The sequence below is a fragment of the Pseudomonas sp. GV071 genome (assembly GCF_003050835.1).
Classification (GTDB): Bacteria; Pseudomonadota; Gammaproteobacteria; order Pseudomonadales; family Pseudomonadaceae; genus Aquipseudomonas.
In genome coordinates this window covers 314,675-334,144 of the sequence record NZ_QAOJ01000004.1, presented here as the reverse complement: position 1 = coordinate 334,144, position 19,470 = coordinate 314,675, and the positions used below count along the sequence as shown (strand labels likewise).

The following is a 19,470-nucleotide window of genomic DNA, read 5'->3' as shown; positions in this document are numbered from 1 at the left end:
GACGGGCTCCTCAGACGGCATTCTTGAGTTTCGGGTCGAGCGCATCGCGCAACCCATCGCCCATCAGGTTGATTGCCAGCACGCTGAGCAGAATGGTCAGGCCGGGTAGGCTCACCACCCACCAGGCGCGCTCGATGTAGTCGCGCGCCGAAGCCAGCATGGTGCCCCATTCAGGGGTTGGCGGTTGTACGCCGAGGCCGAGGAAACCCAGTGCTGCCGCATCGAGAATCGCCGAGGAAAAACTCAAGGTCGCCTGCACGATCAGCGGCGCCATGCAGTTGGGCAGCACGGTGACGAACATCAGGCGGAACAGTCCGGCACCGGCCAGGCGTGCCGCAGTGACGTAGTCACGATTGAGCTCGCCCATTACCGCTGCGCGGGTCAGACGTACGTAGGAGGGCAGCGAGACCACGGCAATCGCGATCACTGTGTTGATCAGGCCAGGGCCGAGGATGGCGACAATCGCCACCGCCAGCAGCAACGAGGGCAGGGCGAGCATCACGTCCATCACGCGCATGATGGTCGGGCCGAGAATGCGCGGGAAAAAGCCGCCGACCAGGCCGAGGAAGATCCCCGGGATCAGCGACATCAGCACCGAGGCTAGACCGATCAGCAGCGACAGCCGCGCACCGTGAATCAAGCGCGACAGCAGGTCACGGCCGAGCTCGTCGGTGCCCAGCAGGAACTGGCTGTGGCCCTCGGGTAGCCAGGAGGGCGGGGTGAGCAGGAAGTCGCGGAACTGCTCGCTGGGGTCATGGGGCGCAACCCAGGGCGCGAACAGCGCGCAGAACACGATCAGGATCATGAACAGCAGGCCGGCCACCGCGCCTTTGTTGCGGGCGAAGTGTTGCCAGAACTCTTTCAAGGGCGAGGGGTAGAGGGTGCTCGGATCAGCCACGGGGGCTGCGCTGGAAGTAGTCGTCATAGTCAGGCCTCCCTTAACGTTGATGGCGGATGCGTGGGTTGGCCAGGCCGTAGAGGATGTCCACGACGAAGTTGACCAGAATCACCAGGCAGGCGATCAGCAGAATGCCGTTCTGCACCACCGGGTAGTCACGCGCGCCAATCGACTCGATCAGCCACTTGCCGATGCCCGGCCAGGAGAAAATGGTTTCGGTCAGCACGGCACCGGCCAGCAACGCGCCGACCTGCAGGCCGAACACGGTGAGCACCGGAATCAGCGCATTGCGCAGGCCATGCACGAAAATCACCCGGCTTGGCGAAAGGCCTTTGGCCCGCGCGGTGCGCACGTAGTCTTCGCGCAGCACTTCGAGCATTGCCGAGCGGGTCATACGCGCAATCACCGCCAGCGGAATGGTGCCCAGCACAATGGCCGGAAGAATCAGGTGGCGCAGGGCGTCGACAAAGGCGCCTTCTTCGTCGCTGAGCAGGGTGTCGATCAGCATGAAACCGGTCTTCGGTTCGATGTCGTAGAGCAGGTCGATACGCCCGGACACCGGGGTCCAGCCCAGGCCCACGGAGAAGAACATGATCAGCAGCAGGCCCCACCAGAAAATCGGCATGGAGTAACCGGCCAGCGAAATACCCATCACCCCATGGTCGAACAGCGAGCCGCGCTTGAGCGCAGCAATCACCCCGGCCAGCAGGCCCAGGGTGCCGGCGAACAACAGGGCGGCCAGGGACAATTCGAGGGTGGCCGGGAACAGGGTAAGGAACTCGTGCCACACGCTTTCGCGGGTGCGCAGCGACTCGCCGAGGTTGCCCTGGGCCAGGTCGCCAATGTAGTTCAGGTACTGCTCATAGAGCGGCTTGTTCAGGCCCAGGCGCTCCAGCGCTTCGGCGTGCATGACCGGGTCGACGCGGCGTTCACCCATCATCACTTCCACCGGGTCGCCGGGGATCAGGCGAATCAGGGAAAAGGTCAGCAAGGTGATGCCGAAAAACGTGGGGATCAGTAACCCCAATCGTCGGGCAATGAAAGTGAGCATCGCGGGGTAGAACTCCTCATCAGCCGGTTAGGCATACCTGGCACCGCATAGAGTCAGTGGCGCCGGGCGTTTTTTATCGCTTCGCACAGGTGTGGGCGAAGCTGTTATGGGTCGACGGGTTCATGGTGGTGCCCGTGACGGTGGTGCTTGGTGCTACTCGGTCAGTCCCCTCTCCCCGCAGGGGCGAGGGGGCTAGATACTATGAAGCCCAGCCAACCGTGCAGGTTCAGTCTCTGCACTGGGCGTGTGGCCTGGTTAACCGCCCCAGGCCGAAAAGGGCGCGTATTTTTCGCGGATTTGTCGGCTCCTGCAACTCAGCATAGGCGCTGGCTGACGGCCGGCCCCAGTGGCGCGGCGGCCCTGTGTAGGCTCATTCCTGCACGGCATGGCGCTGCACCTTGGCAAAGTTGTTCGAGCCCATGGGGCTGAGGACAAAATTCTGCACGTCGCGGCGGATCACGCTGAACTGCTTGGGATGGGCCAGGGGAATCCACGGCGCTTGCTCGTGGAAGATCGCCAAAGCCTTACGGTAGAGCACCGCGCGCTGGGTCTGGTCGCTGCTGCCACGGGCCTGGGTAATCAGCGCGTCGAACTCGGCGTTGCACCAGCCGGCCAGGTTTTCACCCGACCGGGCGGCGGTGCAGGACAGGTTGGGGGTCAGGAAATTGTCCGGGTCACCGTTGTCGCCGGCCCAGCCCATAAAGATCAGGTCGTGCTCGCCATTCTTGGCGCGCTTGAGCAGCTCGCCCCATTCGTACACCCGAATGGTCGCCTTGATGCCCAGCTTGCCCAGGTCGTCCTGCAACAGCTGCGCGCCAATGCCGGGGTTGGGGTTGGTCGGACCGCCACCGGGGCGGGTCCAGATGGTCAGGTTGAAGCCTTTATCCTGGCCGGCGTCTTTTAATAGCTGCTTGGCGCGCTGCAAGTCGTGCGGCCAGTCCGCAATGCTTGGGTCGCTGCCCCACAACGTTGGCGGGTAGGGCGCCACCGCCGGGCTGGCGCCGCCTTCGCCGAATTGCGCACGCACATATACGGCTTTGTCGAAGGCCATGTTGATTGCTTGGCGCACCCGCAGATCATCCAACGGCGGGTGGCGGGTGTTGATGCCCAGGTAGGCGATCAGCAACGAGTCTAGCTCCAGCACCTTCAGCTCCGGCTCCTCACGCAGCGCTGGGATGTCGGTGGGGCGCGGGTACACCGCCACCTGGCAGTCATCGGCTTTCAGCCGCTGCAGGCGCACATTGGGATCGGGGGTGATGGCGAAGATCAGCCGCGCCAGCTTTGGCGCGCCGTCCCAGTAGTCCGGGTTGCCGTTGAAGCGCACCTGCGCGTCCTTGCTGTAACGCTCGAACACGAACGGCCCGGTGCCAATCGGCTGCTGGTTGAGCAGTTCTGTGTTGCCACTGGCCAGTAACGTGGCGGCGTATTCAGCGCTGTAGATCGAGGCAAAGCCCATGGCCAGATCGGCCAGGAACGGTGCCTCCGGGTGCTTGAGGGTGAACACTACAGTCTGCGCGTCCGGCGCCTCTATACGCTCGATCAGCGCCGCCATGCCCATCGATTCGGCATAGGGGAAACCGCGACTGGCCAGCTTGTGCCAGGGATGCTGTGGGTCGAGCTGGCGCTGGAAACTCCAGAGCACGTCCTCGGCATTGAACGCGCGGGTCGGGGTAAACGCCTTGCTGTGGTGAAACTTCACCCCGCGGCGCAGGTGCAGGGTGTAGGTAAGACCGTCTTCAGAAATCTCCCAGCTTTCAGCCAGACCTGGGATCAATTCGGTGCTGCCAGGGGCGAAATTCACCAGGCGATCAAACACCGTTTCGGCCGACGCATCGGCGGTTGTCGCCGCCGTGTATTGCGCAATATCGAAGCCTTCGGGGCTGGCCTCGGTGCACACCACCAGCGATTGCTCGGGGGTGGCAGCATAGGAATTGGGTGCAAAGAACCCTGCCGCTATCAGCAGCGCACTCAAGAAATGGGTTTTTTGCAGAATCTTCAAGCAATCGCCTCTGCGATCAAGACCGTCTGGGCTAGAGCCAGACAAGGCGAAATGGCGCCGAAAAGCGCAGCGTACTCAAGGTACGTGAGCATTTTCGGCGCCATTTCAACGCAGTATGGCCGACGACCAGGCGGTCGAAGCCATACCTACTTGTCGACGCTAACGCCGTAGAACGAGTTCAGAGCGAAGGGGCTGATCTTGAAGTCTTTAACCGACTTGCGCATCGGCTGATAAACAGTCGAGTGGGCGATCGGGGTGATCGGCACCTGGGCCTTGAGGATCTGCTGCGCCTGCTTGTACAGCTCGGTGCGCTTGGCCTGGTCGGTGGTGCGCTTGGCGGCCTTGATGGCCTTGTCGTAGTCGGCATCACACCACTTGGAGTAGTTGTTGCCGTCTACCGCGTCGCAGCCGTACAGGGTGCCGAGCCAGTTGTCGGGGTCACCGTTGTCGCCGCTCCAGCCGATCAGCATGGTGTCATGCTCGCCGGCCTTGGCGCGCTTGAGGTACTCGCCCCACTCGTAGGTGACGATCTTGGCCTTGATGCCGATCTTGGCCCAGTCCGATTGCAGCATCTCGGCCATCAGCTTGGCGTTGGGGTTGTACGGGCGCTGTACTGGCATGGCCCACAGGGTGATCTCGGTGCCTTCAGCAACGCCGGCTTCTTTGAGCAGGGCCTTGGCTTTTTCCGGATCGTAGGCCGGGTCTTTGATGGTGTCGTCGTAGGACCATTGGGTCGGCGGCATGCCGTTCACGGCCAGTTGGCCTGCGCTCTGGTACACCGCATCGATAATGGCTTTCTTGTTCACCGCCATGTCGAATGCCTGACGCACTTTCAGTTGGTCGAACGGCTTGTGCAGCACGTTGTAGGCGATGTAACCGTCGTTGAAACCAGCCTGTTCCGGCAGCAGCAGGTTCGGATCTTTCTTCAACGATTCGAGGTCAGCCGGGCGCGGGTTGAGGGTGATCTGGCACTCGTTGGCCTTGAGCTTCTGCATGCGCACCGAGGCGTCGGTAACGATGGAGAAGATCAGGTTGTCGATCTTCACGTCTTCCGGCTTCCAGTATTCCTTGTTGCCGGTGTAACGGATCTGCGCGTCTTTCTGATAACGCTTGAACACAAACGGGCCAGTGCCGATCGGCTTCTGGTTGATGTCCGAGGCCTTGCCTTCTTTCATCAGCTTGTCGCCGTACTCGGCGGACTGGATGTCGGCGAAGCTCATGGCCAGGTTCTGGATAAAGGCCGCATCAACGTTGGCCAGGGTGAACTTGACGGTCTTGGCGTCGACTTTTTCCAGCTTGGCGATGTTGGTGTCCATGCCCATATCGGTGAAATACGGGAACTCGGTGGGGTACGCCTTACGGAACGGATGGTCCTTGTTCATCATGCGTTCGAAGGTGAACAGCACGTCGTCGGCGTTGAATTCACGGGTCGGCTTGAAGTACTCGGTGGTGTGGAACTTCACCCCTTCGCGCAGGTGGAAGGTGTAGGTGAGGCCATCCGGGGTCACATCCCAGCTGGTGGCCAGGCCCGGCACTACGGCGGTACCGCCACGCTCGAACTGGGTCAGACGGTTGAACACGGTTTCCGCCGCGGCGTCGAACTCGGTGCCGGCGGTGTACTGCGCGGCATCGAAGCCGGCGGGGCTGCCTTCGGAACAGAACACCAGGGTGCTGGCGGCGTGGGCGAAGGGGGCGCTGGCGAGCAATCCGCTTGCGAGTACCAGAGGAAGGGCAACTTTCTTATGCATGGTGGCCTCAAGTTGTTGTCGTTGTTTGCAGTCGGCCTTTTAAGCCGAGACGGCAGAAACTATGCAGGGCGTATGCCCACTACAAGCTGCATAAGTCAAAGAGTGTAGAAGCTGTGACGGGATCGTCCGAGGATGTCGCGTTTTTGTAACTCTGGGCGGGCTGACCGAGTGGTCGGGGAAACGGCGGGGTGCGGGGCAGTGGGCGAGTGCTTCCGAAAGGAGCACCGAGTGGGGCTAAACGCATCGCGGCTGAAGCCGCTCCTACGAAAACGCACAATTCGTAGGAGCGGCTTCAGCCGCGATTGGTCCTTTCAGGTAACGCCGGACTTATGGCATTTGCACTTCGATCACACCATCAGCGGCGACAGTCACTTCGCTGGTGCCCGCTTCGATCTCTTGCGGCGCTGCCGACTTGCTCATCGACATCGATGCCATGGCATCCATGCGCATCGGCCGAATCGGCTGGAAGCCAGCGCTGCTGAGGCTCAGGCTGACCAGTTTGTAGCTCTTGCCACCCACCGCTGCGGTGGCGATATCGGCGCGGGCCTTGAACGCGGCAACAGCGTCTTTGAGCAGCTCATCCTCGGCTTTCTTGCGCGTCGGGTTGGCGATGGCGAAGTCCATATTGCCCATCTTCAGGTCTTTCAACAGCTCGGCGGTGAGCTTGGAGAGCACCGCAAAATCGGCGCTTTCCAGGCGGATTTCACCGCGCTCGCGCCAGCCGGTGATCTGTTGGCCGTTGTTGTCGTAGATCGGGTAGCTGTTGCGGCTGCCGAGCTTGACGGTAACGCCCTTGGTCTGGCGGGCGCGCTCGACGGCGATATTGAGGGTTTCGGTGGTTTCGGCAGCGAGCTTGGCCGGGTCGTTGTTCTGCGCTTCGGTATAGAGGGTGACATTCATCAGGTCGTGGGCCACGTCCTGGCTCACTTCGGCGCGCAGCGCCACCTGGTTGTAACGGGCCTCATCGGCATGGCTGGGCAGGGCGGCCAGGGTGGCGGCACTGAAGGCAATGGCAGCGGTAAGGCGGCTGAGGGAAGACATGCAAACTCCTTGTTGGCGCGAGGCAGGATTACGCGCATCAGACTGTAGCGGCGGGGGCGGGTTCCGTCACGGCGTGGATCGCGGCGAAGAGCATCGCGGCTAAAGCCCCTCCCACAACGAAATGCGCTCCAAGTGGGAGGGGCTTCAGCCGCGAGCTTTTGATTTCGGTGCAGATCACAGCCGCTGCGGCCCGTTGCCGCAGTTGGCACTGTTTGTCGCACCGCTGGTTATACTCGCCCGTCATTTGTAGCTCTCATCAGGAGCGCTCATGCTCGCCCCCGTGTTACTGCTTTCCGCCAGCCGCCAGAACTTGTGGCGCCTGAGCCTGATCCGCGTGCTGGTGCTGGCCGCCCAGGCCAGTTCGGTGGGCGTCGCCTACTTGCTGGACCTGCTGCCGCTGCCGTGGCTACCGCTGTGCCTGACCCTGATCTGCTCCGCCGTACTCTGCGCCCTGACTGCGCTGCGTCTTCGCGGGCCGTGGCCGGTCACCGAGCTGGAGTACGCCGCCCAGCTGGCCTGCGACCTGCTTATCCACAGCGTGTTGCTGTATTACTCCGGCGGCTCAACCAACCCCTTCGTGTCCTACTACCTGGTGCCGCTGACCATCGCCGCCGCCACCTTGCCGTGGCTGTACTCGATGGTGCTCAGTGGCCTGGCGTTGACCGGCTACACCGCGCTGCTGATCTGGTACCACCCGCTGCACCTGCATGGGGTGCAGCACGAAGCCATGCTGATCAGCCTGCACCTGTTTGGCATGTGGCTGAACTTCGCCCTGTCGGCCGCCTTCATCACCTTCTTCGTGGTGAAGATGGCCGGTGCCGTGCGCCGTCAGGTGCAGTTGCAGGCCGAGCGCCGTGAAGAAAGCATGCGCGACCAGCAGTTGCTCGCCGTCGCCACCCAGGCCGCCGGTGCCGCCCACGAACTGGGCACGCCCCTGGCGACCATGAGCGTACTGATCAAAGAACTGCGCCGCGAACACCCGGACCCGCTGCTGCAAGAAGACCTTGCCGTGCTGCAGGAGCAAGTGAAGCTGTGCAAAGAAACCCTGCAACAACTGGTGCGCGCCGCCGAGGCTGACCGCCGCCTGACCGTGGAAGATCAGTCGGTGGCCGGCTGGCTGGAAACCACCCTCAACCGCTGGCACCTGATGCGCCCGGAAGCCACCTACCGTTATCAGATTCTCGGTATTGGCTCGATCCCGCGTCTGGCGCCCCCGCCGGACCTTACCCAGGCCCTGCTCAACCTGCTGAACAACGCCGCCGATGCCTGCGCCGACAAGCTCGACATTCGCGTGGACTGGAACGTGCTGGAAATGTGCATCAGCATTCGCGACCACGGCGCCGGTGTGCCGCTGGCCATTGCCGAACAGCTGGGTAAACCCTTTATCACCACCAAGGGCAAAGGCTTCGGCCTCGGCCTGTTCCTCAGCCAGGCCAGCGTCACGCGGGCGGGCGGTTCGGTGAAACTCTACAATCACGAAGAGGGCGGCACGCTTACCGAGCTGCGCCTGCCTCGTCAGCCAAGCTGAACCGGGAGATCCCAATGAGCGAAGAAACCTCCATCGAAGGCGAAGAACAACCGCACCTGCTGTTGGTTGATGATGACCAGACCTTCACCCGCGTAATGGCGCGCGCCATGAGCCGCCGGGGCCTGCGGGTGTCGATTGCCGGCTCGGCGGAAGAGGGCCTGGCCCTGGCCGAACAGGACATTCCGGACTACGCCGTGCTTGACCTGAAAATGGAAGGCGACTCCGGCCTGGTGCTGCTGCCCAAGCTGCTGGCGCTGGACGCGGAAATGCGTGTGGTGATCCTCACCGGTTACTCCAGCATCGCCACCGCCGTGGAAGCGATCAAACGCGGCGCCGCCAACTACCTGTGCAAACCGGCTGATGCCGACGACGTGCTGACCGCGCTGGTGTCCGAACACGCCGACCTGTCGACCCTGGTGCCGGAAAACCCCATGTCGGTGGACCGCCTGCAGTGGGAACACATCCAGCGGGTACTGGGCGAACACGACGGCAATATCTCCGCCACCGCACGCGCCTTGGGCATGCACCGGCGGACCTTGCAGCGCAAATTGCAGAAGCGCCCGGTACGGCGCTGAACTCACCGCCTGGCAGGCTATCCAAGGTGGCTGGAAACTGTCTTAATCAGCCCCCCGTATTGCAGTAAAGCGCTCCTTGGGGGCGCTTTTTTTATAACCGTCCAGAGTGCCCTTCATGAGCAAGAACGCCGAATATTCAGCGGTCAATGATGTGCTGCCCAGCCACTTTTTTTCTCGCGTCTGGCAGCTCGCCAGCGCCTATTGGCGCAGCGAAGAGAAGGGCATGGCCTGGTTGCTGCTGATTGTGGTGATCGCCATGTCGCTGGTTGGGGTGGGCATGTCGGTGTGGCTCAACAGTTGGTACCGCGACTTCTACAACTCGCTGCAGAACAAGGACGTGGAAGCCTTCACCCGGCTGATTCTGTACTTCTGCGGGATTGCCGCCACCGCCATCGCGATTGCTGTGTACAAGCTCTACCTGACGCAGATGCTGACCATCCGCTGGCGGCGCTGGCTGACCGAAAAACACTTCGCTGCCTGGCTCGCGCACAAGAATTACTATCGCCTGGAACAAGCCGGCTACACCGATAACCCCGACCAACGCCTGGCCGAAGACCTCAACAGCTTTACCGAAAGCACCTTGGGTCTGGGCTTGGGCCTGATCCGTAACGTGGTCAGCCTGGTGTCGTTCTCGGTGATCCTTTGGGGCGTATCCGGCAGCATGGAAATCTTCGGCATCGAAGTGCCTGGCTACATGTTCTGGGCTTCCTTGCTCTACGCCCTGATCGGCAGCTGGCTGGTGCACCTGGTGGCGCGCCGCTTGATCGGCCTGAACAACAACCAGCAACGCTTCGAAGCCGACCTGCGTTTTGGCCTGGTGCGGGTGCGGGAAAACGCTGAAAGCATCGCCCTCTACAACGGCGAAGCCAACGAGCAGCAGCGGCTGATGTCGCGCTTCACCAAGGTGTGGAGCAACTACTGGGAAATCATGAAGGTGCAAAAGCGCCTGACCCTGTTCTCCAGCGGTTACAGCCAGATCGCCATCATCTTCCCCTTGGTAGCCGCTGCCCCGCGTTACTTCTCCGGCAAGATCCAACTGGGCGATCTGATGCAAATCAACTCGGCCTTCAGCAACGTGCAAGACAGCATGAGCTGGTTCATCGACGCCTACGCCAGCCTAGCTACCTGGCGCGCCACTTGCGACCGTATTCTGAGCTTCCGCGCCGCGCTGGCTGAAGGCGATCACCTGGATGCCAACCCCGCCATCCATCGCACCCGCGACGCTGGCCAAGTCAGCCTGAACCAGGTGCAACTGAGCCTGGCCGATGGCCGCGTGTTGTTGAACCCGTCCAATCTGACCATCGCCCCCGGTGAACATGTGTTGCTCAGCGGCGCCTCGGGCAGCGGCAAGAGCACCTTGCTGCGTGCCTTGAGCGGTTTGTGGCCGTTTGGCAGTGGGGCGTTGAACCTGCCTGAAAGCAGCCTGTTCCTGCCGCAGAAACCGTACTTGCCGATAGGCAGTTTGCGAGCGGCGTTGAGTTATCCACAGGCGGCGGATGTGTACTCCAGCGAGCGTCTGCAGGAGGTGTTGCAGGCGTGCAACCTGGCGCATCTGACGTCCCGGTTGGATGAGGAGGATCACTGGGAGCGGGTGTTGTCGCCGGGTGAGCAGCAGCGAGTGGCTATTGCGCGCGCGTTGTTGGTGGAGCCGCGCTGGTTGTTCCTGGATGAGGCCACATCCGCTATGGATGAAGTGAACGAGGCGGCGGTTTATCGGTTACTGACCGAGAAACTGCCGGGCAGCAGTTTGGTGAGTATTGGGCACCGGACGAGCTTGCAGCAGTTTCATTCCCGGCAATTACGGTTGGAGGAGAAGGGCCTCGTTGAGGCCTGATTTGGTGGTGAGGTGCGCGCGGTGAGGAGGGCGTTGTTCTTTCTTACCGCGTGCGCTCGGGATGCTTTTTGTAGGGTGTGCTTCGCGCACCAAACGGTTTTCTGGCGATCGTTTTTCTTCTTCATTACCGCGTGTGCTGGGCGTTTTGTTTCGCGCCTTACGCGCGAGTCACTTTGCCAGTCGCGACAAAGTAACCAAAGCGCTTGCCCCAACCTTGGCCTTGCGCTGCGCTTCAGGTCCCCTCGCTGCATCGTTGTTCCGGGGGCCGGCGAGACGGGCCATCCATGGCCCATCACGCCTTTCGCGGCTCCCGGCCGCTCAACCCCCTCCACAACGACTCCGCTCGGCCTGCGCTAACGGGGCGGGTGGATCAAGTTCGAGATCAAGAGCGGCCCTGAGTTGACTTTTTACCGTCGCGCCTGGGTCCCAGCCTGCGCTGGGACGACGGTGGACTGTGCAGAAACTTCCGTCATCCCAGCGCAAGCTGGGATCCAGAATCGTACAGACGTACGGCGTTCGTTCCGTGAACGAAGATCCCGCTCTGCTTGTGATCTGGCTTGTGACCTTGATCCACCCGCCCCGTGGGCGAAGGCCGAGGTCGGGGCAAGCGCTTTTGGTTACTTTTTTCTGGTCCGGCACACCGGCGACTGAGAAAAGTGACTCGCGCGTAAGGCGCGAAACAAAAACGCCCAGTGCCCGCGGTAATGAATACCGCCACAACCCCAAAAGCAAAATGCTGGTGCGCACAGCACACCCTACAAAAGCAAAAAGGCCAAAGCCGCGGGGCTTTGGCCTCGATGTTTTTCAGGGCGTTACCGGACGACAGTCTTCACCTGCACCCCATGCTCTTCATTGCGCCCATAAATATCCTCATACCGCTCGATATCATCCTCCCCCAAATAACTCCCGGACTGCACCTCGATGATCTCCAGCGGAATCTTCCCGGGGTTGGCCAAGCGGTGCACCGAAGCGATCGGAATGTAGGTCGACTGGTTTTCCGTCAGCAAAAACACGTTCTCATCGCAGGTCACCTCGGCCGTGCCCGACACCACAATCCAGTGTTCAGCCCGGTGGTGGTGCATCTGCAGTGACAGCTGCGCCCCCGGCTTCACCGAAATGTGTTTGACCTGGAACCGCCCGCCCATGTCGACGGAGTCATACGAGCCCCATGGCCGGTACACCTCGCAGTGGTTCTGGGTTTCGCTACGACCGGCTTCGTTCAGCGTATTGACCAGTTGCTTGACCTCCTGCACCCGGTCTTTGTGGGCGATCATCATGGCGTCTTTGGTTTCGACGACCACGATGTTCTCCAGGCCGATCACCGACACCAGCTTGCCGTTGCCGTGCACCAGGCAGTTGTGGCTGTCGCGTACCACCACGTCGCCTTTGGTGACGTTGCCATCGTCGTCTTTCTCGTGCACGTCCCATAGCGAGCTCCAGCAACCGACGTCGCTCCAGCCGGCGGTCAGCGGCACCACGCAGGCGCGGGTGGTTTTTTCCATCACGGCGTAGTCGATGGAGTTGTCCGGGCAGCACTCGAAGGTGGCGGCGTCGATGTCGATGTTTTCGCCGTCGATGGCGCTGCGCTCAAGCGCTAGCAGGCAGGTGTCGTAGATGTCCGGGTCGTGGCGTTTCAGCTCGTCGAGGAAGCGGCTGGCGCGGAATAGGAACATGCCGCTGTTCCAGAAGTAGTTGCCGGATTTGACGAATTCGGCGGCGCGTTGCGCATCCGGTTTTTCCACGAATTGCTCAACGCGGCTGACGCCTTCGGGCAGCTCGGCGTCCAGGCTGGATTTGATATAGCCGTAACCGGTTTCCGGTTTGGTGGCCGGTACGCCGAACAGCACCAGGTCACCGCCTTCAGCGGCGATGGTGGCGATGGCCAGGGCGCGCTGGAAGGCTTTCTGGTCGTCGATCACGTGGTCGGCGGGCATCACCAGCAGCAGCTCGTCGCGGCCTTCGTTGAGCAGCTTCATGGCGGCGATGGCAACGGCGGGAGCGGTGTTGCGGCCGAAGGGTTCCATCAGCACGGCCTGGCTGGCCAGGTTCAGGGCGCTGAGTTGTTCCTGCACGATAAAGCGATGGTCTTTGTTGCACACGATCACCGGCGGCTGCATGCCCTCGAACACCAGGCGCTCCAGGGTTTGCTGGAACATGGTGTGCTCACCGGTCAGGGCGAGGAACTGTTTGGGAAACTGTTTGCGCGAGAGAGGCCAAAGGCGCGAGCCGCTACCACCAGACAAGATAATTGGAATCATGAGTATCTCCTTACATGTGGGTCCGTGCGGTCTGCTGCGCGTCGGCCTGCCGGCGTTAAAACCAGCCCAGGACTGCTCATTGGCTACAGCCAACTGCGCTTTCTGGTCTGGTTTTGCCTTGGCAGGCTCTAGCTCGCAAGACCGATATTCACGAAGAGCAAAAACAGCAAGAGCGCTTGGGTTTATTCGGTGGCGGCCGGGCGTTTCACCCACACAGGCGAGAGCTTGCTGCCGCTGCCCGTTACGTACAGGGCAACCGCCTCACCACGCGCCAATGTCACCGGCTTCACGTCACTGATTTTCTGGGTGCCGTTGAACAGCGCGAGCTTGACCGGCACCGGGTTGATTTCGCGGTCGCCGCGGGCGGCCGGGGCGACGTCTTCGACCACTGCGGTTTTGCCGTCGGCGGTTTTCAGGGTGACCTTGGTGTCACTCAGGTTTTGCACCCGCACCAGGGCTTTCTGTTTGTTTTTGAACGGTGGCTCTTCCACCAGTTTTGGCTGCGCACCGGGCAGGGCGACGATGGTGTAGTAGTGATCGGCGGCCAGTTTCACCGGCACGGTTTGCGAGCCGACCTGGGCGCTGTAATCGCCACCTGGCAGAAAGCCGAAGTCGCTGCTGCCCAATGGGCCCACTTCGCTGAGTTTGGCCGTGCCGACCGTGGCGTTGATTTCCTGGCTGCCGGCGTTGTACACCCGCACGAAGGCCGAGCCCTTCGGCGCGGTCGGCCCGTAGAGGGCGGCTTCGTCGGCGTGGACCTGGGCAGCGAGCAGGCCAACTACCACGAACGCGCAGGCTTTACCGAGGCGGTTGTTAACGATTGCATGGGTGATGGATGGCTTCATTGTGTTGTTCTCCATGATTGGGTGGGTGCTTCGAGCAGCACCGGGTCTAGCGGTTTGCCTGAATTGGCAACGGTGAATTTCTGGCTGCCGAAGTAGCCAGGTTGGTGTTGGCCGCACCGGCGGCCTTGAGTTGAGCGATCCAGTCGGGGTCGAAGTCGCTCAGGTTGGTTTTCATCGGCAGGTAGCGTTCGGGGAATTCCCAGATCACCAACTGCGGTGCCGAATCTTTGAAGGCGTCGCTTTGCAGGTACTTGAGCATCGGCTCGATGGGGCCGTGGCCGTTTTCGGCGTAGCTGACCACGTCGCTTTTCAGCGCTTGTTGCAGGGCACCGACGAAGTTCCAGTGCGGGTTGGCGCTGTAGCTGGTGCCCACCAGGGCGACCGGCACTTCGCTGTCGGCAAACAGCGCGTCGTCACCGCCTTCGCTGCCGCCTTCATCGGCGGCGCGGGTGGTGCGTTGTTGCAATTGGTCGGGCTTGGGCAGCAGGTTGCTGAACAGCGGGTCCAGTGGCAGGAAGGTGGTCAGGTCGCCCTTGTACGGTTCCGGTTGTTTGGCTTCGGTGATGAACTGTTGCGGCGCGGCATCCAGTGGCAGTTGCTGCGCCACGGTGGCACCGAGGTTCTGTGCGACTACGTCAGCGCCCATCGGCGTCCAGTGGGTGTCGGTACGCAGGAACACCTGGCCTTGCAGCTTGGCGTGTTGCAGCGGGGTGAGCAGGTCGGGGGCGAGGATGCCGGCCTGTTCGGCGCTGGCGTGGAAGCGCTGGTACAGGTCTTCGTGCAGCTTGGCCGGCTCTTCGTCGCCGATATGTTCCGGATACAGACGCGCTTTGGCTGGGACGATGGCGAGCACCAACTTCACGCCTTTCTTATCCAACTGCTCGCGCACGCCCTGAATCAATGCCAGGTTTTCATCCTGGTACTGGCTGCCATTGGCGATGGGGTTGAATTCTTCGTCGCTGAACAGCCACTGGTCACGGCCCAGCACCACGCCCGGACGGCCTTCGTTGAACAGCTTGAAGTCCAACGCGGCCCAGAGGTTGGTGCCCAGGCGTTTGAGCGGGAACTCCTTGTCGTATTGGGTTTCGGTGGCCTTGGCCCATTTGCCGTTGAGCACGGTGTCTTGCGGCGTGGTGTTAAAGCCCATGAAGCCGCGCAACGACCAGAGGCCCAGGCCCAGCAGCAGGCCGAGGAACACGGCGATATAGAGAACGCGTAAGGATCGGGTCATGGTCGGCTCGCTCAGAACTGGAAGTAGAGGAAGGGCGAGTAGCTCTGCGCCGAGAGCTTGAGAATCGAGGCGACAAACAGCAGCAGCACCAGGGCGCGCATGGCGTAACGCGGCCAGTCGGCAGTCCAGTAGACGGCTTGCACCTGCGCTTCATGGCCCACGGTGTAGCCCGGTATATGAATGTTTGGCTGTTCGCCTGGCACCGCTTTGATGGTGCCGGTGACCGGCGTGTCGGCTTTCTCGCTTGGACGGTTGGCGTAGAAGTCGCGCAGACCGAAGAAGGCGAGGGTGGCGTAGGCCACCACCAGGGTTGCCACCTGCAGGCCAGTGAGGCTGGCGCGGTTGAGTTCCGACAGCTGCCAGTCGCCGAAGCCGAACATGGCGCCGTACATGCGGCCGGCCACGTGCAAGTTTTCGGCGCGGAAAATCACCCAGCCCATGATCACCAGCAAGAAGGTAAAGGCCCAGCGCAGCACGTTGAAACTGCGCGGCGCGGTGTTGATGCCGATGGCTTTTTCAATCGCCAGCCACATCCCGTGCCAGGCACCCCAGACGATGTAGGTGATATTCGCGCCGTGCCACAGACCGCCGAGCAGCATGGTCAGGAACAGGTTGCGGTAGGTGGCGAATTTGCCGCCGCGGTTGCCGCCCAGGGTGATGTACAGGTAGTCGCGCAGCCAGGTGGAAAGGCTGATGTGCCAGCGCCGCCAGAACTCGGTAATCGACTGGCTGATATAGGGCTGTTTGAAGTTTTCCATAAAGCGGAAACCCATCATCAGGCCCAGGCCGATGGCCATGTCGCTGTAGCCGGAGAAGTCGAAATACAGCTGCGCGGTGTAGGCCAGGGCGCCGAGCCAGGCATCGCCAGTGGTGGGGTTCTGCAGGCTGAAGCAATGGTCGGCGACCACCGCCAGGGTGTCGGCGATAAACACTTTTTTGATGAAACCCTGCATAAAGCGCGTGGCGCCTTCGCTGAATTTATCCAGGGTGTGGGTGCGGTTGTTGAACTGGTCGGCCAGGTCGCGAAAACGCAGGACCGGGCCGGCGATCAGGTGCGGGAAGATCGCCACGAACGCCGCAAAGTCGATCAGGTTGCGGGTGGCTGGGGTGTCGCCGCGGTACACGTCAATGATGTAGCTGATCGACTCGAAGATGTAGAACGAGATCCCGATCGGCAGCAGCACGTGGGTGAGAATGAACGGCTCAAGGCCGAACGAGGTGATGATGGCGTTGAGGCTGTCGACACCAAAATTGGCGTACTTGAAGTAGCCAAGAATGCACAGGTCCACCCCGACGCCGAGCAGCAGCCAACGCTGCGCAGGCTTGGTACGGACCCCGGCGGTGCCGACCTTGAGGCCGATCCAGTAATTCCACAGGGTGACCCCGGCGAACAGCGCAAGGAAGTCCACCCGCCACCAGGCGTAGAACACGTAGCTGGCAATCAGCAGCAGCAAGTTGCGATAGCGTTGCCCGCTCAAGTAGTACAAGCCGAGGAATATCGGCAGGAACAAGAACAGGAACACATTGGATGAAAAAACCATCCGCCTCTCTCCATCTTCACCTTCGGTTCAGAGGACGTGGCTAGCGCCACATCCCCCCCAACCCCCCCCGGGAAAATCCGGGTGGAGTGTGTTTTTTGCCGTCCCTGCTGAAAGCGCTTGGGCGGCTGGCCAACCCCCTCTCCCCAGCCCTCTCCCCGCTGGGGCGAGGGGGCTGAACGGAGGTGCTGCGGTTTACTCGATCAGTCCCCTCTCCCGCGTGCGGGAGAGGGTTAGGGAGAGGGCAAACTGGTTGCCGTTACTCAATCGTCGGGGCTGACATCCAACCCCCTCACCCCATCCCTCTCCCCGCTGGGGCGAGGGAGCAAACCGTGTTGCTTCACGAGTTCTTCTTGCCGTCCTTACTCTCCGCCTTCGGGTCATACACCCGGGTCAGGTCTCCACCCAGGCGGAAGGTCTTGAACGGTTGCATCGACTGCTTCCACTTCAGCGTGTCGCCGGCGCACTGGTACAGGGTGCAGTAGGGTTCCAGCCAGGCGAATTTGCTGTCGATCTTGAGGTCTTCCATGTCCTGTTTCTTGCCGGCCTTGCTGGCGAATTCATCCGGGTCGTTGACCCCTTCCATCACCCGTTTCGCCAGGCGGCTCAGGGCGTCGCGGTTTTCGGTGCGCAGGTCGACGTTATTGGCCTGGGCGAAGCTGGCGATCATTGCCAGCGGCGGCAGGGCGTAGTTGTGGTACGACAGCGCGCGCTGTTGGCGTTTGAGTTCGTTGGGCAGGTAGCCGTCTGCATCGACCTGGTTGGCGCCGACGCGGAACTGCTCCACGGACCAGTCGAACAGGTCCTGGCGATTGGTGGCGACGGCCGTGGCCATCACCGACCAGGCGGCCCAGTAGGAGTGGTTGTTCACCTGCTTGAGCGGCAGGTAGCTCCAGTCTTTCACCACCTGCTCGCCAAGCTTGGCGAACCAGGCTTCGATCAGTTGCGACTGCTGTCCATAGTTGGCCAGTGGTTTGGACTCGGAGAACTTCAGGCGCAGGTACGCCGAGGCCACGCTGCCCAGGGCCCATTTGCGCATCGACTTGCCGGTGTGGTTGAAGTCGGTGGACAGCAGCGCGTCGGCCTGGGCCCAGGTGGTCAGCCAGCTCAGGGTGCAGTCGAGCTGCTCCTGGCGACCGTCCCGCATATAGCCCATCACCTGTTTGCTCACCCCGCGTTCCAGCTGGGTGATGCTGGCGGTGGAGTCGCGGAAGGCTTTTTCCGATTCCTTGTTCAGCGTGGCGCGGGCCTTGTCCGAGCCTTCGTACTTGCTGCGAAACACCAGCTTGTCGGTGTACGGTTTGGGCGGCGCACCGCACTGATCTTCCGGCGGTTTGCTCTTGTGGCTTTCGATCGGCGCGTAGTAGCCCAGGGGGGGAACCAGCGCCGCGCTGGCGCTGCCAGCGAAAATCAGGGTGCTGAGCGCAGCCCCGCGTAGTAACGGATGGGAGGTGTTCATGAGTCTGTGCCTCCTGCGGCTTTCGCCGTAAGGGTGCCGGCCCCGCTAGTCGGACGTTTGCACAGCGTGGCTTTAACGCTGAGGTTGTCCGGCATTTGCTCGGGGCTGTGAATTTCCATGGCGAGCATGTTCAGGTCTGCCCAGCCAGGGTCGTTACGCAGTTGGAACACATAACGGCCACCGGTATCGGCGGCAGCGCTCTGCTCCAGTTTCAGGTTTTCGCGGCGGCCATTGAGGTACCAGATGGTGGCTTTCATGGTTTTCACCGAGGGGTCGCTGAAGGTCAGGTCAACCTGGTACTGGTCGCCCTGCAGGTTGAGCAATTGGTTCTTGCCGTTGACCAGAATCTCGGTGCTGCCGTTGTGCAATTTCACATCGTTTTTAAGTACGGCTTTTTGTCCTTCGCAGCCGTTTTCCACCAGGGGCATGGCTTGGCGATAGAAGCTTTTCTGCGCCAGGTCGTAGTGGGTGGCGAACTCCCAGACGATGATTTTCGGTGGGTGTTCGTGGAACTCATTGCTGCTCAGGTACTGCAGCAGGGAGCTGTCGAAACCACCGCCGGAGATGGCGTTGTTGAGAATTTCGGCGCCGCTGTATTGCTCCAGAAAACCGGCAAAGTTGTACGCCGGGCCGCTATTACTGGTGCCCACCAACGCTATCTGTGGCTGGCTTTCATCACCGAACAGATCGCCACCCCCTTCCTCGCCACCGCCACTGCCGGCCACCGTGGTTTCAAAACGGTCGACGTATTGGGTGGCGTAGCTGTTGCCGCACAGCTGCGCGGCGGCCTTGTGGAAAGTGCCGAGCTTGCTCAGCAGGCCGACGCGTTTGCTTTCGTACTGTTGCTTGGGAATGTCGGCGAAGCCCGGTACTTCTTTCAGGGTGTCGGCAGTGATTTTCGCGGTGCGTTCAGCGCCGTATGGGGTCCAGTGGTGGTCGCCTTTGAAGTAGAAGGCGTGCTGTTCCTGTTCGTCGAACAGCGGGCTGTAGTCGGGTACGTACATGCCGGTCTGGCGCAGCTTGTCGATGACCGCCAGGTAGTTCTTTTTCGCCAGGTCGTAGTTGAACGCGGCCTTCTCGGCGGGGGTGAGTTTTTCCCGGTTCACCAGGCCGCGAGTGGGTTGGTACACCACCACCAGCTCGATGCCTTTTTTGTGCAGGGCATCGCGCAAGCCTTTGAGTTTGGCGTAGCCCTCGGGTGTGGTGCCAAAGTCGGTGCGCAGGTCGTAGGTGGTGCGAAACAGCCAGTCGTCCTGGGCCTGCACCAAGTGGGTGAAAAAACCCAGGTACTTGGTGTTGTATAGGCCGTTGTTGGCGGCGGCCGGGCACAGGGGGGCGTTACCTTTGACTTGGTACTGCGGCACGCCGGTGTCAGCGGCCTGGCTCAAGTTGCTGGCGGCCAGCAGGGCCATGGCCAGGGCGGAAGGGGCGAGCCAATGGCGGGTTGCGGTGGTTGTGGTCATGG

At 61.6% G+C, this 19,470-nt stretch carries 14 protein-coding genes; 3 read left to right on the top strand and 11 right to left on the bottom strand.

All coding sequences use genetic code 11. The annotated features are described in order from the left end of the window. Positions 1–10: 10 nt before the first annotated feature. From C8K61_RS10250 to C8K61_RS10230, 5 genes are all read right to left on the bottom strand, one after another. Positions 11–925, bottom strand: a complete 915-nt coding sequence (locus C8K61_RS10250; RefSeq protein WP_108096140.1) for an ABC transporter permease subunit — start codon at positions 923–925, stop codon at positions 11–13. Between the two features lie 13 nt (positions 926–938). After that, on the bottom strand, positions 939–1,949 hold the full coding sequence (locus C8K61_RS10245) for an ABC transporter permease subunit (protein ID WP_108096139.1): 1,011 nt from the start codon (positions 1,947–1,949) through the stop codon (positions 939–941). Between the two features lie 370 nt (positions 1,950–2,319). Continuing rightward, the gene (locus tag C8K61_RS10240; protein WP_256589410.1) at positions 2,320–3,912 is read right to left on the bottom strand and encodes an ABC transporter substrate-binding protein; all 1,593 of its coding nucleotides are present in this window, start codon (positions 3,910–3,912) and stop codon (positions 2,320–2,322) included. Between the two features lie 182 nt (positions 3,913–4,094). Beyond that, the gene (locus tag C8K61_RS10235; protein WP_108096138.1) at positions 4,095–5,696 is read right to left on the bottom strand and encodes an ABC transporter substrate-binding protein; all 1,602 of its coding nucleotides are present in this window, start codon (positions 5,694–5,696) and stop codon (positions 4,095–4,097) included. A 327-nt stretch (positions 5,697–6,023) separates the two neighbouring features. After that, entirely contained in the window at positions 6,024–6,737 is a 714-nt protein-coding gene (locus C8K61_RS10230) for an SIMPL domain-containing protein (protein WP_108096137.1), read from the bottom strand. Positions 6,738–7,005: 268 nt separating this feature from the next. Here C8K61_RS10230 and C8K61_RS10220 point away from each other — a divergent pair, with 268 nt between their 5' ends. The 3 genes from C8K61_RS10220 to C8K61_RS10210 all read left to right on the top strand — a co-directional run bounded on the left by C8K61_RS10220 (position 7,006) and on the right by C8K61_RS10210 (position 10,674). Beyond that, positions 7,006–8,265, top strand: a complete 1,260-nt coding sequence (locus C8K61_RS10220; protein WP_108096135.1) for an ATP-binding protein — start codon at positions 7,006–7,008, stop codon at positions 8,263–8,265. 14 nt (positions 8,266–8,279) lie between these two features. Further along, the gene (locus C8K61_RS10215; protein WP_108096134.1) at positions 8,280–8,840 is read left to right on the top strand and encodes a response regulator transcription factor; all 561 of its coding nucleotides are present in this window, start codon (positions 8,280–8,282) and stop codon (positions 8,838–8,840) included. Between the two features lie 115 nt (positions 8,841–8,955). After that, positions 8,956–10,674, top strand: coding sequence for an ABC transporter ATP-binding protein/permease (locus tag C8K61_RS10210; RefSeq protein WP_108096133.1), 1,719 nt, complete (start codon positions 8,956–8,958; stop codon positions 10,672–10,674). A gap of 812 nt (positions 10,675–11,486) precedes the next feature. Here C8K61_RS10210 and C8K61_RS10205 read toward each other — a convergent pair. From C8K61_RS10205 to C8K61_RS10180, 6 genes are all read right to left on the bottom strand, one after another. After that, a complete protein-coding gene (locus C8K61_RS10205) occupies positions 11,487–12,932 on the bottom strand; it encodes a mannose-1-phosphate guanylyltransferase/mannose-6-phosphate isomerase (protein WP_108096132.1) in 1,446 nt (481 codons plus the stop codon). Between the two features lie 182 nt (positions 12,933–13,114). Next, positions 13,115–13,777, bottom strand: a complete 663-nt coding sequence (locus C8K61_RS10200; RefSeq protein ID WP_108096131.1) for an alginate O-acetyltransferase AlgF — start codon at positions 13,775–13,777, stop codon at positions 13,115–13,117. Positions 13,778–13,823: 46 nt separating this feature from the next. Next, entirely contained in the window at positions 13,824–15,008 is a 1,185-nt protein-coding gene (locus tag C8K61_RS10195) for an alginate O-acetyltransferase (protein ID WP_108096130.1), read from the bottom strand. An 11-nt stretch (positions 15,009–15,019) separates the two neighbouring features. Next, entirely contained in the window at positions 15,020–16,549 is a 1,530-nt protein-coding gene (locus C8K61_RS10190; RefSeq protein ID WP_108096129.1) for an MBOAT family protein, read from the bottom strand. A 337-nt stretch (positions 16,550–16,886) separates the two neighbouring features. Next, a complete protein-coding gene (locus C8K61_RS10185; protein ID WP_108096128.1) occupies positions 16,887–18,005 on the bottom strand; it encodes a mannuronate-specific alginate lyase in 1,119 nt (372 codons plus the stop codon). Beyond that, the gene (locus tag C8K61_RS10180; RefSeq protein WP_256589404.1) at positions 18,002–19,468 is read right to left on the bottom strand and encodes an alginate O-acetyltransferase; all 1,467 of its coding nucleotides are present in this window, start codon (positions 19,466–19,468) and stop codon (positions 18,002–18,004) included. The genes C8K61_RS10185 and C8K61_RS10180 overlap by 4 nt, the downstream gene beginning before the upstream one ends. Positions 19,469–19,470 lie beyond the last annotated feature (2 nt).